A 16,005-nucleotide genomic window follows, 5' to 3' on the forward strand; every position below is an offset into this window, starting at 1 on the left:
TTAAATTCTGAGTAAAAAGGTGGTGTTGTACTGCCTTTTTATTTTTTACAAGCATATAATTCATATACCACCCGTATTTTATGCTAATCTTAGACTTGTAAATACAAGGAGGAATAGAATGGCTTCACAATTTACTGATCAAGAGGTAATTAAATGTTCCTTTTGTGATAAAACACAAGATCAAGTTAAAAAGATGATTGCTGGCAACGGGGTTTATATTTGTAATGAGTGTGTAGATCTTTCAAAAAGAATTATTGACGATGAGTTAAAATCTGATTCTTTAAAAAAGGCACAGGATTTGCCAAAGCCAATGGAAATCAAAAAGCAACTTGATCAGTATGTTATTGGTCAAGAGCGAGCAAAGAAGATTTTGTCAGTTGCAGTTTATAATCATTATAAGCGTGTTACGCAAATGGATGTAGATTCTTCAACTGAGTTGCAAAAATCAAATATTGCTCTGATTGGACCAACAGGTTCAGGTAAAACATACTTGGCTCAAACTTTGGCCCGCATTTTAGATGTGCCATTTGCGATAGCTGATGCAACTACCTTAACTGAGGCAGGGTATGTTGGAGAAGATGTTGAAAACATTTTACTTAAATTGTTACAAAATGCAGATTACGACATAGAACGCGCAGAGCGAGGAATCATTTACATTGATGAAATAGATAAAATATCTAAAAAATCTGAAAATGTTTCAATTACCAGGGATGTTTCTGGAGAAGGCGTTCAGCAATCATTATTAAAAATTTTGGAAGGTACTATTGCTTCCGTACCACCGCAAGGTGGTCGTAAACACCCTCAGCAAGAATTAATACAGATAGATACCACCAACATTTTGTTTATAGTTGGTGGAGCTTTCGATGGTATCGAACAAATTGTCAAAAGCCGTTTGGGTAAAAAAGTAATTGGTTTTAGTGCTGAAAACGAGCTTAATAAAGTGCAAGATGATTCTTGGACTAAGCATTTAACGACAGGAGATTTGGTCAAGTTTGGACTGATTCCAGAGTTTATTGGGCGTATTCCTATTATTGCTACCTTAGATAAATTAGATAGAAATGATTTAGTTAGAATTTTAACTGAACCTAAGAACGCGCTGGTAAAGCAATATAAAAAATTAATGTCGCTTGATCAGGTTAACTTAGAATTTACGCCAGATGCTTTAAAAGCTATTGCAGATTTAGCCATCGAACGAAATATGGGAGCACGTGGCTTGCGGACAATAATTGAAAATGCGATGATGGGCATTATGTATAAAACTCCTAGTGAGCCCGATATTGAAAACGTTAAAGTTACTAAAGATGTCATTGAAAAAAATGCCGAACCAAACGTAACAAGACGTAAAGAGGATGATCAGGAAAATAATGAAGAAATAAAGGCAGCTAATGATCATTAAAGATAGTTCGTATGCAATCAGTGCTGTACGTGAGGATCAATATCCAACTGATAATTTGCCTGAAGTTGCACTTTCTGGTCGCTCTAATGTGGGCAAGTCGAGTTTAATAAATACGTTATTGAATCGCAAAAACTTGGCGCGTACCTCTGCACAACCAGGAAAAACGCAAACTCTTAATTTCTATTTAGTAAATCATGCCTTTTATTTAGTCGATGTACCAGGGTATGGCTACGCCAAAGTTTCACAAAAAAGACGTGAACAGTTTGGTAATATGATTCAAGATTATCTTGAAACCAGGGCAAACTTACAAGGATTAATTATCCTAGTGGATGGTAGACATGAGCCTACTAAAAATGATGTAGCTATGTATAATTATGCATTATATCTTAATATACCTATTTTGGTAGTTTGTACTAAAATTGATAAAGTTAAGAAAAGTCAGCAAAACCAAGTGCTTGCTATATTGAAGCAAAAACTTGATTTAAATCATGATAACGTTGATGTTGTTACTTTTAGTTCTGTCCAAAAGTTGCATGTTCAAGAAGTATGGCAATGGATTGAACAAAACCTGTAAAATTTGCAAGAAAAAATGGTTCTCAAATGAGAACCATTTTTAATTGTCTTTATCTTTAACTACTTTATCCTTGGTTTTAGCAAATTTTTTCTTTTTGTCATCAGGCACAGTAGCAAATTTATCAAATAGTTTTTCTAATTCATCTTGTTTTTTAAAAGTTAACCCCATAATAATTTTTCCTTTCTGATTTTATTATAATAAAAAATAAGACTTCAAGCCAGAGAATAAAAAAATTGCTAGCTTTAAATAAATATAATTATGTAAAGCTGATATTTTTAACTTTCTAATAATCAAGTGATAACTAAGCAAAAGCAAATTTAAAACTATGAATTGTATGTTAAAATATGATAGCGAATTTGGGGGAGTGATTTTTTGGCAACTCAGCTGATTGAAAATAAATTAAAACTTTTACCAGCTAAGCCTGGCTGTTACTTAATGAAAGATGTAAATGGCAAGGTTATTTATGTTGGCAAGTCGAAAAATCTCAGGAGTCGAGTACGTTCCTATTTCAAAAGTACCCAAGTTGGCAGAAGAGCGGAATTAGTTGAAGATATTCGAGATTATGATATCATCACCGTTTCAACTGATAAAGAAGCATTTTTGCTTGAAGTTACACTTATTAAGAAATATCAGCCATATTACAATGTGCAGTTAAAACAAGGAACGGGCTATCCATATATTGAAATTACTAATGAACGTGATCCACAAACCAAATTAACCAGTATCATTAGAAAAGATGGTGGTTATTATTTTGGACCCTATCCTAATGTTTATGCTGCACAGGCTACCCTTAAGTTTATTCAAAAAGTTTTTCCTCTGAGGCGCTGCCATGGCAAGCAGGGCAGACCTTGTTTGTATTATCATATGGGACAATGCTTAGGAGCATGCTTTAAAACGGTCCCTAAGTCAGTTTATGAAGCTCAAATAAAAAAGATTAAGAGTTTTTTAAATGGTGATATAGGCTGGGTAAAGAAAGATCTTAACGAAAAAATGACAGCTGCATCTGAAAATCTTGAATTTGAGCGAGCAGCTGAAATTCGTGATCAGCTTAATTACATTGAAGAAACTGTCGAAAAGCAAAAAATTATTTCGAATGACAATACTCAGCGTGACATATTTAATTTTTATGTTGATAAATCATGGATAGCTATTCAAATTTTCTTTTTACGGCAAGCAAAGCTGCTTAGAAGTGAGACTAGAATGTATCCACTGACAGACACTAACGATCCAGAAGATACGTTTGCGTCCTTTATTGTTCAATTTTATGGGCAAAAGAATAGAATACTGCCAAAAGAAGTTTTAATACCTGCCAAAATTGACAATGAGGCACTGAGTGAAGTCTTGCATGTGCCTGTGAGAACGCCAAAAAGAGGTCAAAAACGCTCTTTATTAAATATGGCAAAAGACAATGCAAAGCTCAAACTTGATGAGAAGTTTCGGTTATTAGAATTAGGAAATAGAAAAACAAAGGGTGCACAGAAAGAAATTTTTGATTCCTTAGGTTTGCCTTATGGTCATGTTATTGAAAGTTTTGACCATTCTCATATTCAAGGAGCTGATCCGGTTTCAGCTTTAGTCGTTTTTAAAGATGGTGAACCAGATAAAAACTCTTATCGTAAATATAAATTAAAGGGTGAAGTTGAGCATCAAAATGGTGGCGATGAGGTTCGTAATACTCGTGAAGTTGTTCGCAGAAGATATAGCAGACTACTTAAGGAACATAAACCAATGCCAGATCTAATTTTGATGGATGGTGGTCAAATTCAGGTAGATGCTTGTGAAGATATTTTACGCAATGAGCTGAACCTTAATATTCCAGTAGCTGGTATGGTCAAGGATAACAAACACAGAACCAACCACCTTTTATATGGAGATCCAATTAATGGTGTGCCATTGAAACTAATACCGTTGAATCCGAAATCTCAAGGTTTCTATTTAATGACGAGAATTCAAGATGAAGTACACCGCTTTGCAATTACCTTCCATAGAAGGACTCATGCTAAAAATGCTTTATCGAGCAAGCTAGATTCAATTAAAGGGATCGGACCGAAAAGCAGAAATAAGCTTTTACGAAAATTTGGCTCTTTGAAAAAAATTAAAGAAGCCTCAATCGATGAATTACGTTCTGCAGGATTGACCTTGCCTCAGGCTCAGACAGTTAAGTTGACCTTGTAAATATTGATTTTTGCCATAATAGTCCAAACTTTTGTGGTATAGTAATATAGTTAAGAAAGACGGAAGGAGAATCTATATGCCTACATTTGTCGATCAAACTAAGATTGAAGTCCAAGCTGGTAAAGGCGGAGACGGCATGGTCGCTTTCCGCCATGAAAAATATGTCCCTAATGGTGGTCCTGCCGGTGGCGATGGTGGACGAGGCGGCAGTATTATATTTGTCGCTGATAGCGGCTTGAGAACATTAATGGACTTTCGGTATCGCCGTAAATTCAAGGCAGAAAATGGTGAAGATGGTCGCATAAAATCTCAATATGGTCGAGGAGCTAAGGATTTGTATCTTAAAGTTCCTGTTGGAACGACTGTATATGACTTTGATACCAATGAAGAAATTGGTGATCTAACTGAAAATAAACAAGAACTGGTTGTAGCACATGGTGGTAAAGGTGGACGAGGCAATATTCACTTTGCAACGAGTGTTAATACCGCACCTGAAATTGCTGAAAATGGTGAACCTGGTGAAGACCGAGTATTACGACTAGAACTAAAGGTTTTAGCAGATGTTGGCCTTGTGGGTTTTCCTTCCGTTGGTAAGTCAACATTGTTGTCAGTCGTCACGAAAGCCAAGCCCAAGATAGCTGCTTATTCTTTTACGACTTTAACGCCAAATTTGGGTATGGTTATTTTACCCGATGGTCGTGACTTTTCAATGGCTGATTTGCCTGGCTTGATTGAGGGAGCAAGTCATGGCGTAGGTCTTGGTATACAATTTTTACGTCATATTGAAAGAACAAAGGTGATTTTGCATTTGGTGGCGATGGATCCTGCTAATGGCAGGGATGCGCTCCGAGATTACCAGACAATTCGTCAAGAACTGTTAACTTATGATAAAAATCTAAAAGATAGAAAAGAGATAATTGTCGCAACTCAAATGGATATTTCCGGTGCAAGTGAAAAATTAAAACAATTCAAGAAAGATTTGAAAACGGAAAAAATCCAAGCGCCTGTTTATGCTATTTCAAGTGTGACACATGAAGGAATTGAACAATTGATGCAGCATACTGCAACCGTAGTAGAGCAAGTAGAAAAAGAACGAGCATTGCAGAAGCCTGAACCTGTTCAAGAAGTAAAAGAGTATAAATATCAGGCAAGTCAAAAGAATGATTTTACTATCACCAAACTAGAAGATCATGTTTTTGAGATTAAAGGTGAAAACCTGGAGAGATTAGTGGAGCGAACCAATCTTGATTATCAGGATGGTGTTATGAGATTAGCTCGGAAGCTTAAGAATCTGGGAGTGGATGATGCTCTACGTAAAAAAGGAGCCGTTGACGGCGATGATGTAATAATTGGCTCATTCAACTTTGAATTTGTCCAATAATAAATAGAAAAGTTTTGAAACATGACAAAAAATCGATATATCACAGGATATTCTGGACTTAGAGCTTTGGCAGTAATTGGAGTGATTCTTTATCACTTCGATCCTAATACTTTTGTTGGCGGATATCTTGGCGTACCGATTTTTTTTGTTTTGTCAGGTTACCTGGTTACATGCCAAATACTCAAGGCGTATGATGAAAATGGGTTTTATAATACAAAAAAGTTTTATTGGAGTAGAATTAAAAAAATATATCCGCCATTAATTGCGGTATTGTGGATTTCTGCAGCGTATATAGTTTTATTTCAGCGGAATTTACTTGCCAAACTAAGTCAAATAGTTGTGGCAAACTTGCTTAATGTTTATAATTTCTGGCAGATTTTAAATGGTCAAAGCTATTTTGAACGTTTTGCCGCTAACGAATCTCCATTTGTCCATTTATGGACAATGTCAATTAACGGTCAATTTTATATACTATGGCCATTAGTTATTTTCTTACTAGTAAAATATGGCAAAAAGAGAAAAAATATTTTTAGTATTTTACTAATTTTATCAATACTTTCAGCAATTGAAATGGCAATAATGTTTACCACTGGTGTTGATATTAATCGTATTTATTATGGTACGGATACCAGATTTTTTTCTTTAGGCTTAGGGGCTGCACTGGCTGTCATTTGGCCATTGAATAAATTGAAAAGCAATATCAAGCGCAATGATTCCATCTTATTAGATATTATTGGTCTGATTTCTTTTTGTGGAATGATATTTTTATTTCTTTCTCCAATAATGAATGCAGAGAGTGCATTTACTTATTCGGGTGGTATGTTTTTGTTCACATTGTGTACAACGATATTAGTCGGTGCGATCGCTCACCCAGGGAGCCACTGGAATAAATGGTTAACTAATCCTGTTTTTAATTGGATTGGCTCAAGAAGTTATGAAATTTATCTTTACCAGTTTCCAGTAATGATTTTTTTTGAAGATAAAGTTTCCAATATGGCAGATCATGTTTTGCTTTATCGCTTTATTGAACTAATTTTGATAGTTATTTTAAGTGAGATTGCATACAAAGCTGTAGAAAAACCATTGGGCAAAATAACTTTACAAAAAACAAAAAATTATTTGCAGCAACTTCGCGATAAGAATTCAAAAAATTATTTTCAAAAAGTGAAGGCTATTCTTATAGGCTTGATTTTTTTAACTGGTAGCATTGCAATTTTAATTTCTCCTGCTGCACAGGCCCAAAATTTCAATCAAAGTCAACTGGCGCGCAGAATCAGAGCAAATCGTAAACAACAAAGAAAAGATAATAATGCTTTAATCAAGGAGTACCAAAAAATTAGTCCCAGAGAACAAAAAAAGGCTAAACTTATAAAAGAAGCTAAACAAGCAGCGAAGAAACATCCAATAAAAAAATCTTTTGAGCAATTTGGTATTTCACAAATTGAGATTCAATTGGCACGTAAAATTGATTTAACGGCTATTGGCGATTCAGTTATGGCCGGTTCTAGCAGTGATTTAAAAGATTTGATGCCTAAGGCTGTGATTGATGCGGCTATTTCACGTCAACTGAATGTTTCCTTTGATTTATTAAAACATTATCAGAATGAGAAAGTTTTAGGAAAGAATGTATTAATAGGTTTGGGTACTAATGGTCCATTTAAAATGTCTGATATAGATAATTTAATGAAGCAGTTAGGACATAAAAGACAGGTATTTTGGATAAACACATATGTACCGGCGAAGCCTTGGCAAAATGATGTTAATAATTTATTAAATGAGGCAGCGAAAAAATATCATAATTTTATGGTGATTAATTGGTACTCATATGCAAAGAATCATCCAAATTGGTTTTATGAAGATAAAACTCATCCAACACCAATAGGATCAAAGCACTACAGTGCTTTAATTGTTAAAAAAATAGTTGAAAATGCTAAGTATTAGATAGGTAGAGTATGGAGTTACAATTTTTAGGAACTGGAGCAGGACAACCTTCAAAGAAACGTAATGTATCAGGCATCGCTTTAAAAATGCTTGATGAAATCAATGAAATTTGGTTATTTGATGTGGGAGAAGCCACACAGCATCAAATTTTACGAACAAATATTAGATTGCGTAAAGTCACAAAAATATTTATTTCCCACAATCATGGTGATCATATTTTCGGCTTGCCAGGATTACTGGCAACACGGTCATTTCAAGGAGATGTGGGTCCAATTACTATATACGGACCGGCTGGCTTAGAGCAGTTTGTTAGGACAGCTTTAAAAATTTCACGAACAAAAATTAGCTATCCTATTAAATTCGTTGTCTTAGAAGATGGTGGATTAATTTTTAATGGGAATGGTTTTAAGGTATACGCAGAAAAATTAGCTCATAGGGTACCTAGTTTTGGTTATCGAGTAGTCGAGGATGACCGACCGGGAGAACTTTTAATGGACAAATTAGCGCAATATAGTGTACCTAATGGGCCATTACTTGGTAAACTTAAAAATGGTGAAAAAATTGTTCTAGATAATGGTACTATATTAGATGGTAATGACTTTTTGGGTCCTAACAAAAAAGGCAGAATTATTACTATTATTTATGATACGCGTGCAACTCCTGCAATAGCACAATTAGCACAGAATGCGGATGTTTTGGTACATGAATCTACTTTTGCCGGTAATGAGGCAGATTTAGCTCATTCATATTATCATTCTACAGCAGTTGAAGCAGCAAAGATTGCGCGTGATAATAATGTTAAGCGTTTATATTTAAATCATATTTCTGCTAGATATTTAGGTGCTAAAGCCAAAAAATTAGAAAACCAGGCACAGAAAATATTTGCGAATACTAGATTAGCTAATGATTTCGATCGAATTGTAATTCCTATGAAAGGAGAAAAAGATGAGTGATTCCCTTAGAAATAAAGTTGTCGTAATAACAGGTGCTTCAAGTGGGATAGGCCATTCTATCGCACTGGAAAGTGCTGGCAGGGGAGCAACAGTTATTTTGATAGCCAGAAATAGAGCAAAGTTAGAAAAGGTAGCGTCTGAGGCGCACGAACTTTCAGGGGCCAACTCTTACATAATAGTAGCTGATATGAGTCAAAGTGATCAGATAGATGCTGCTTTTACTAAAATTATTAATTTAACTAAGCATGTTGACTATTTAGTTAATTGCGCAGGCTTTGGCAAATTTGAAAACTTTGTAGAGTCAAACCGTCGTGAAGTTACAGCCATGTTTCAAGTTAATGTTTTAGGATTGATGTATTTTAGCCGCTTAGTTGGTCGATTAATGATGGAACAAAAATCTGGGCAAATTATTAATATTGGTTCAATTGCAGGTAAAGTTCCTACTGTAAAATCCGCCGCTTACAGTGCATCAAAAGCAGCCGTTATTCAATTTTCGAATGTTTTGCGTTTGGAATTAAAACCATTTGGAGTTAAAGTCATGACGGTTAATCCCGGGCCGGTTTATACAAATTTCTTTAATATTGCTGATAAGAGTGGGCATTATGCTGAAAGCGTACAAAAATTTGTGCTGGATCCGGATGATGTTGCCTGGCAAGTGGTTCATTTCTTCGGTAGTAATAAACGTGAGCTCAATTTACCAGTTAGTTTGGCAATTTTGGCTAAATTATATAACCTGTTTCCAACGATAGGCGATGAATTATCGCTGAAGTTTGCCTCAAGAAAGTAGTGCAGAGTATGAAAAGTAAAACAAAACAGATTAAGCTCATCTTTACATTGATTTTAACCTTACTAGCTGTAATCTTCGTTGTTTTAAATACGAATAATGTTGCCATTAATTTTGGCTTATTTCAATTCAAATTACCTTTGATCATTATTTTAGTATTAATGATCATTATCGGAGTTCTAATTGGTTATTTTTGGGGTTCTTATGGTCATAATCAAGACAAGAATAACTAATATAGCTTGATTTATTTGGGATACAATAGTATCATTAACAAACGTGAAGTATTTTGGGTACTTTTAAGTAACCTAAAATCGTAATTCTACAAAAAAGGAGATCAGTTAAATGGCAGTTCCTAAAAGACATACTTCTAAGCAAAAGAAACGTTCACGTCGTGGTCATATTAAGTTAACTGTACCAGCAATGCATTATGATGCAACCACTGGTGAATATCGCTTAAGCCACCGCGTTTCACCTAAAGGATATTACAAGGGTCGTCAAGTTGTTAGTCAAACTAACTCAAATGACAATCAATAATTAAAAGACACCAAAAAACGGGTGTCTTTTTTTATTCTAAAAATTAGGCAATTCCCCGTCTAGGAAGAGGAAAAGGTGAAATGAAACTCGTATTCTTGCATTCAAGTGATATTCATGGCTTTATTTTTCCCACGGACTATCAAGAAAAAAATAGTTATGCTGCTCCTTTTGGATTAAGCAGACTGAGTAGCATAATAAAACAGCAGCGAGATAAATATGGTGCTGAAAATGTAATTGTGACCGATTCAGGTGACTGTCTTCAAGGCTCGCCTTTAGCGGCTTATGTACATGAGTCGAATAGTGATGCCAATTTAAAAGCATTTGCAGATTTCTATAATCTCATCGAGTATGATGTCAGATGTTTAGGCAATCATGACTTTAATTTTGGATTAAGCTATTTAAAAAAATATTTAGCTTATAGTAAAGCTACTTTTTTAAATAGCAATATATTGGCTGAAAAAAATGATTTGCCGGCCTTTGGACAAGATTATATCATTATCAATAAAAACGGTATAAAGGTGGGAATTATTGGTATTACTACACAACGGGTACCGTTTTGGGAGCCAGCAGACCACGTTGCAGGATTAAAATTTAAATCTGCTTTTGAGCAGGTTAAGCAAATAACAGCTTTTTTAAGGCCTAAAGTCGATGTCTTGGCTGTGCTTTATCATGGCGGTTTTGAAGCAGATCTTCACACAGGAACACGCAAGGAGCCACAAACAGGAGAAAATGAAGGATATCGTATTTTACAGGAAATTCCTGATATTGATGTAATGCTGACAGGGCATCAGCATCGAAGACTAAATATCGTAGACCATGAAACTGCCATTGTACAATCAGGTTATCGCGGAGAATCTATTGGTAAAATAGTGTTGGATATCGACCAGCGAAGCAAGGAAATAAAAGCAATATCTACTGAATTGATTGACGCTCAAAACTATGAATCTGATTGTGAAATTAATGCCTCCAGTTTGTCACTGGAACAGAAGGCACAAAAATGGCTTGACCAGCCAATTGCTTATTTAGATGAACCTGCTCTTATTTTAAATGCTGATGAAGCTAGGATTAAGGGTTCACCGTTTATTAATTTATTGCAGGATATGCAATTATATTTTACAAAGGCTGATGTCTCAGCAACAGCTTTGATGAGTGAAACAGCTCAAGGATTTAATAAAAATGTTTCAATGCGTGATATTTTGCTAAATTATCCTTTTGCTAATCAATTATGTATAGTTAAAGTAACCGGGAAAGAACTACGCAATATTGTCGAATATTCACTAAAATTTTTAATTAAGGATAAAAGGGGCAAAATTATGTTTGACCCTCAGTATCGCAATCAGCTTTTTAATTTTGATGTTTTTTACCCGCTTAATTATGAAGCGGATGTTCTGAGACCTGTTGGGAGTCGCTTAACTAAGTTTGAATTAAACGGACAACCAATTTTGGCAAGAAAAACATATCGCCTGGCCGTTAATAACTATCGTGCTATGGGAGGTGGCTTCTACCCAGAATACAACGTTAACAAGATTGAAAAAACCCTGGATAAAGATTATGTGGAAATGTTTAAAGAGTTTCTGACTATAGGTCACCCAAAAGTTAATTTTTCACGAAATTATCGTTTTAGCTAACTAAAAAGTCATCAGCAATCAGCTAATGACTTTTTTAGTTATTTAAGTTTAGAATACTTACTTTTGTCTTTATGAGAATGTGCCGTGATTGTGGGGATAATGGCTGCGAATAACAGACCAAAAATCAAACCAACAATAGCAGCTTCACTTAGATTAAAAACATGTTGGGTTAGAGGAGCGGCAATAAAACCTACAATTAACATGTAAACAACGCTCCAGCAAATAGTTACGATATAACGGCCCATAGCGTTTCCTTCTTTCATACCCTAGAATTTTAACAAATATTATGCAGGTTTTCAATCCAAAAGATAGCTTTTTGGTATACTTATTTATATGGAAGGTGAACTGAATATGAAATACGCTGCATTGCAAAACCTTAGCTCTTTTACCCTTTTAGACAGTCCGATAAAAATCAAAGATTTGCTGACTACTGCAAAGGAATTAGGTTATGAAGCTGTAGGCTTAACTGATATTAACGTAACCTATGGATTAGTTAATTTTTTTGAAATGGCCCAAAAAGTTGGGATTAAACCACTTTTAGGGATGCAATTAAGGCTAAGTGGATTAATTGACAGTGCTCACCAATATGATCTTATCGCTTTAGCAAAGACTGATGAGGGTTATCGAAATATCTTGCGTTTATCAAGTAGAATTAACCTTTTGACAGACAACAGTAATAAGCAAAAAATTTTAACTATTGCGGATTTGACCAAGGATTTAAATGATTTGATATTTATTATACCGGCAAATTTGCATAGTGAGTTATTAAACTTGCAGATGCAGAATGAAAGTTTAGGAACAGATTTTTTGCGTCATTTAATTAGCATAATACCTAAATCTAGTTCCTTATATATAGGAGTTTATGGCAGTGAAAAGCAAAAAAATTATATACAATATGTCAGAACGTTATCAAAACAGTTTGATTTACCATTAGTTAGCGTTGAAGATACCTGTTATTTAAAACCTCGCGATCAGTTTTTACGTAAAACTTTACAAGCTATAAAAAAAGGTGAGGTTTTGGAAGATATCACAGATTTAGCTAAACAATCTGGTTCTCATTATTTGCCTTCTATTGAGGAATTGAGCGAACGCTACCATAAACTGGGTTTAGATGAGGCTTTAGAAAACACAGAAAAAATCGCTTCTATATGCAATGCTAAAATTATATTTCAAACTCCAGTTTTGCCGAAATATAAGCAGGATCAATATTCAACTTCCAAGGATTTTCTGCAATTTTTGGCTAAAAAGGGTTTACAAAATCGTTTTGGTCAACGTAAAGTTCCCTCTGATTATCAAAAACAGCTAAATTATGAATTACAAGTAATAGATCAAATGGGCTTTAACGATTACTTTTTGATTGTTTGGGATGTTGTAAACTATTGCCATCGAGTTGGAATTGCTATGGGCCCCGGCAGAGGATCAGCTTGTGGCTCGTTAGTTTCCTATTCTTTAAATATCACTGAGGTTGATCCAATTAAATATAACTTGCTATTTGAGCGTTTTTTAAATCCTGCCAGACACGAAATGCCAGATATTGATTTGGATATACCAGATAATCGTCGTGATGATGTCATAAAATATATGTTTAATAAATACGGCATGGATCATGCTGCTCAGATTCTCACATTTGGGACTTTGGCAGCTAAGCAAGTTTTGCGTGATACTGGCAGAGTATTTGGTCTTCAAGAAATGCAATTAAGTGAGTGGTCTAAAAGCGTACCTTTCGCAAAAGGCAAAATAAGTCTGGCTCAGGCTTATAAAGAATCCAAAAAAATGCAAATGCTGGTGAATGCAAATGACATGAACAAGTTGCTTTATGAAACGGCAAGTGGATTAGAAGGCCTGCCACGCCACTATTCAATCCATGCTGCTGGTTTAGTTCTTAGCGATAATTCTATTGCTGCCATTGCCGGCTTGCAATCAGGACAATTGGGAATACCGATAACTCAGCAAACAAAAAAATATGTAGAATCACTAGGATTATTAAAGATAGATTTTTTAGGCTTAAGAAATTTAACTATTCTTGGTGATACGGAGAAAATGATTCGCGAGCAAGGAAAAAAGATCGATGTTAATCAGATCCCCCTAGATGATCCGGCTACTTTAAGTATTTTTCAAAAGGGTGAGACGGAACTCGTCTTTCAATTTGAATCAGGTGGAATTCGCAATGTTCTGCGTGAATTGCATCCAGATAATTTTGAAGATTTGGTAGCAGTCAATGCACTTTATCGTCCAGGTCCAATGCAGAATATCAAAACTTTTATTGCACGCAAGAAAGGCATACAGAAAGTCACATACCCTGATCCCAGCTTAAAACCAATTTTGTCTTCAACATATGGTGTTTTGGTTTACCAAGAACAAGTTATGCAAACTGCACGAGTTCTGGCTGGCTTTTCTTTAGGAGAAGCCGACATTTTACGCAGAGCAATGTCAAAAAAAGATCAAAAGGTTATTGAACAGGAAAAATCTAAATTTATCAACGGTGCAGTAAAAAACGGCAGGACTGTTCAGGTTGCGACCCGTGTATATGACTATATTGAGCAATTTGCCAATTATGGTTTCAACCGTTCACATGCTGTTGCTTATACGATGATCGCATTTTGGCTCGCATACTTACAAGTTCATTATCCAGCTGAATTTTATGCCTCTATGCTTAATTCTAATATTGGCAATCAAAATAAGGCGAATGAATATATAATGCGCGCTCAAGAGGATGGTGTAAAAATTTTGCCACCTGACATTAACAAAAGTGATTTAGCTTATCAGGTAATTGATGGGCGGATTTTGGTTGGTCTACGAGCAATTAAAGGGGTTAGAATAGATTTTCTTAAAGAAATAATTGCAAAGCGTCAAGCGAAATCTTTTGATTCTCTTAGCAATTTTTTACGTCAGATTGATGTCAAATTTATTAAAGCTAATAGCATTACGAATGTGGTTGAATCTTTAATTAAATCGGGATGTTTTGACCAGCTTAACAAAAATCGGAACGAATTATTACAGAATTGTCCTGAAATAATTGAAAATGTTAAATTGACTGGGGAAAATCTCGCTTTATCAGAAGGGCTAGGTGGTGTTCCCATTAAGCCCGCTAAAGAACCTAGCAAACAAGAAATGGCTTTGATGGAAGAAAAAACTTTAGGCTTTTCTACACTCACTTCTCCATTAATTACCGTTCAAAAATATGCTCAGAAGTTTAATGCTAAATCATTAAATGAGTTTCAAATTCATGAAGGTGGAATAGCTGTCGGCAAACTTATGTCATTAAAACTTGTGAGGACCAAAAAGGGTCAAACAATGGCTTTTGGCAGTTTTGCTGATACCACCAGTAAGCAGGATATTGTAATTTTCCCTAATGTTTATGATAAAATTCAATCGAATTTAAAGGAGGGTAATATTTATTTATTAGGCGTTAAAGTTCAGAATGATCGTTTCGACTCAAGTAAAAAACAATATATTTTAACTAATTTAAAAGTTGTAAATTTAAAAGAGTAGAGTTATTTGAGTAAGCGTGAACAAATTGCTGATGTTAACGCTAACATCGAAAAAGACTGTCAAATCAAGAACTTTAATCATTTTTTGTGAGATTTTTTCGTGAAAGAATGTTAAAATTTAGTGGATGTGAGAAATTACACAATAAATCTTGATGAGGTGAATTCATGAAGCGAATTGGAATTTTAACGAGCGGTGGCGATGCTCCTGGCATGAATGCAGCTGTTAGGGCTGTTACCAAAACTGCTATTCATCACGGACTTGGCGTTGTTGGTATTCGTTATGGTTATGCCGGGCTTGTAGCAGGTGACTTTGTTACTTTGACTGCTGAAAATGTTGATCATATGATCAACATGGGCGGTACTTTTCTTTATAGTGCCCGTTACCCTGAGTTTGCACAAAAAGAAGTGCAAGAAAAAGGGGTTGAACAATTAAAGAAGCATGATATTGATACTGTAATTGTTATCGGTGGTGATGGTTCTTATCATGGTGCACTGGCATTAACTCGTTTAGGGATTAATTCTATTGGTTTGCCAGGAACAATTGATAATGATATTCCATACACTGAGTATACTATTGGACTTGATACTGCCTGCAATACGGCAATGCAAGCCATTGATAGAATTCGTGATACTGCCAGCAGTCATCATCGTGTTTTTGTCGTTAATGTTATGGGTCGTAATTGTGGCGACATTGCTATGCGTGTTGGTTTGGCAAGTGGTGCTGATGCAATTGTTGTTCCAGAAAGAAGTTATGACATTAAAGCAATTGCTGAAAGATTAAAGCGCGGTTTTAAAGATGGCAAAGATAATGGTATTATCATATTGGCTGAAGGTGTCATGGATGCCGCTGATTTTAGAACAGAACTTCTAAAATATGGCGAATTCGATTGCAGGGCTAATGTAATTGGTCATATGCAGCGCGGTGGTGCACCAACGGTTACCGATAGGATTAATGCTACAAAGATGGGAAATTATGCGGTTAAGTTACTTCTTGATGGTAAAGGCGGTTTAGCTGTCGGCATGGAGAATGGACAATTAGAAACCCATGATATTCTTGATCTTTTTGATGAAAAGCATGCAAGTGAAGAATCGTTAATTGATATTAATGAAGAAATGACTAAATAATTAGTCGATTTTGGGGAGATTTT

At 35.2% G+C, this 16,005-nt stretch carries 14 protein-coding genes; 12 read left to right on the forward strand and 2 right to left on the reverse strand.

Annotated elements, in window-relative coordinates; translation table 11 throughout:
• Positions 1 to 118: 118 nt before the first annotated feature.
• Positions 119 to 1,396, forward strand: coding sequence for an ATP-dependent Clp protease ATP-binding subunit ClpX (gene clpX / locus JF76_RS04730; protein ID WP_045928032.1), 1,278 nt, complete (start codon positions 119 to 121; stop codon positions 1,394 to 1,396).
• Complete coding sequence (gene yihA, locus JF76_RS04735) at positions 1,386 to 1,970, forward strand: ribosome biogenesis GTP-binding protein YihA/YsxC (protein ID WP_045928033.1); 585 nt, start codon at positions 1,386 to 1,388, stop codon at positions 1,968 to 1,970. Before clpX ends, yihA begins: the two co-directional genes overlap by 11 nt.
• Before the next feature lie 39 nt (positions 1,971 to 2,009).
• Here the strand turns inward: yihA and JF76_RS10500 are convergent, their stop codons facing one another.
• Positions 2,010 to 2,138 carry an SPJ_0845 family protein gene (locus JF76_RS10500; protein ID WP_255358038.1) on the reverse strand — a complete coding sequence of 43 codons (129 nt, stop codon included), beginning with the start codon at positions 2,136 to 2,138 and terminating at the stop codon, positions 2,010 to 2,012.
• 204 nt (positions 2,139 to 2,342) lie between these two features.
• On the opposite strand from JF76_RS10500, the gene uvrC reads away from it, so the two are divergent.
• The 8 genes from uvrC to JF76_RS04775 all read left to right on the forward strand — a co-directional run bounded on the left by uvrC (position 2,343) and on the right by JF76_RS04775 (position 11,366).
• Positions 2,343 to 4,145: an excinuclease ABC subunit UvrC gene (gene uvrC / locus JF76_RS04740; protein ID WP_045928034.1), complete on the forward strand. Its 1,803-nt coding sequence runs from the start codon at positions 2,343 to 2,345 to the stop codon at positions 4,143 to 4,145.
• Between the two features lie 76 nt (positions 4,146 to 4,221).
• Positions 4,222 to 5,526 carry a GTPase ObgE gene (gene obgE, locus JF76_RS04745; protein WP_045928035.1) on the forward strand — a complete coding sequence of 435 codons (1,305 nt, stop codon included), beginning with the start codon at positions 4,222 to 4,224 and terminating at the stop codon, positions 5,524 to 5,526.
• Between the two features lie 21 nt (positions 5,527 to 5,547).
• A complete protein-coding gene (locus JF76_RS04750) occupies positions 5,548 to 7,467 on the forward strand; it encodes an acyltransferase family protein (RefSeq protein ID WP_045928036.1) in 1,920 nt (639 codons plus the stop codon).
• An 11-nt stretch (positions 7,468 to 7,478) separates the two neighbouring features.
• Complete coding sequence (gene rnz / locus JF76_RS04755; protein ID WP_045928037.1) at positions 7,479 to 8,420, forward strand: ribonuclease Z; 942 nt, start codon at positions 7,479 to 7,481, stop codon at positions 8,418 to 8,420.
• Entirely contained in the window at positions 8,413 to 9,207 is a 795-nt protein-coding gene (locus JF76_RS04760) for an SDR family NAD(P)-dependent oxidoreductase (RefSeq protein ID WP_045928038.1), read from the forward strand. The genes rnz and JF76_RS04760 overlap by 8 nt, the downstream gene beginning before the upstream one ends.
• A gap of 8 nt (positions 9,208 to 9,215) precedes the next feature.
• Positions 9,216 to 9,437: a lipopolysaccharide assembly protein LapA domain-containing protein gene (locus JF76_RS04765; protein ID WP_034979276.1), complete on the forward strand. Its 222-nt coding sequence runs from the start codon at positions 9,216 to 9,218 to the stop codon at positions 9,435 to 9,437.
• A gap of 109 nt (positions 9,438 to 9,546) precedes the next feature.
• A complete protein-coding gene (rpmF, locus tag JF76_RS04770; protein WP_034979275.1) occupies positions 9,547 to 9,738 on the forward strand; it encodes a 50S ribosomal protein L32 in 192 nt (63 codons plus the stop codon).
• 80 nt (positions 9,739 to 9,818) lie between these two features.
• On the forward strand, positions 9,819 to 11,366 hold the full coding sequence (locus JF76_RS04775) for a bifunctional metallophosphatase/5'-nucleotidase (RefSeq protein WP_045928039.1): 1,548 nt from the start codon (positions 9,819 to 9,821) through the stop codon (positions 11,364 to 11,366).
• Positions 11,367 to 11,404: 38 nt separating this feature from the next.
• Here JF76_RS04775 and JF76_RS04780 read toward each other — a convergent pair whose 3' ends face one another.
• On the reverse strand, positions 11,405 to 11,611 hold the full coding sequence (locus tag JF76_RS04780) for a YjzD family protein (protein ID WP_034979269.1): 207 nt from the start codon (positions 11,609 to 11,611) through the stop codon (positions 11,405 to 11,407).
• A gap of 106 nt (positions 11,612 to 11,717) precedes the next feature.
• Here JF76_RS04780 and JF76_RS04785 point away from each other — a divergent pair, with 106 nt between their 5' ends.
• Positions 11,718 to 14,858: a DNA polymerase III subunit alpha gene (locus tag JF76_RS04785; protein WP_045928040.1), complete on the forward strand. Its 3,141-nt coding sequence runs from the start codon at positions 11,718 to 11,720 to the stop codon at positions 14,856 to 14,858.
• Between the two features lie 164 nt (positions 14,859 to 15,022).
• On the forward strand, positions 15,023 to 15,982 hold the full coding sequence (gene pfkA, locus JF76_RS04790) for a 6-phosphofructokinase (protein WP_045928041.1): 960 nt from the start codon (positions 15,023 to 15,025) through the stop codon (positions 15,980 to 15,982).
• Positions 15,983 to 16,005 lie beyond the last annotated feature (23 nt).

The organism is Lactobacillus kullabergensis (assembly GCF_000967195.1).
Lineage (GTDB): Bacteria > Bacillota > Bacilli > Lactobacillales > Lactobacillaceae > Lactobacillus > Lactobacillus kullabergensis.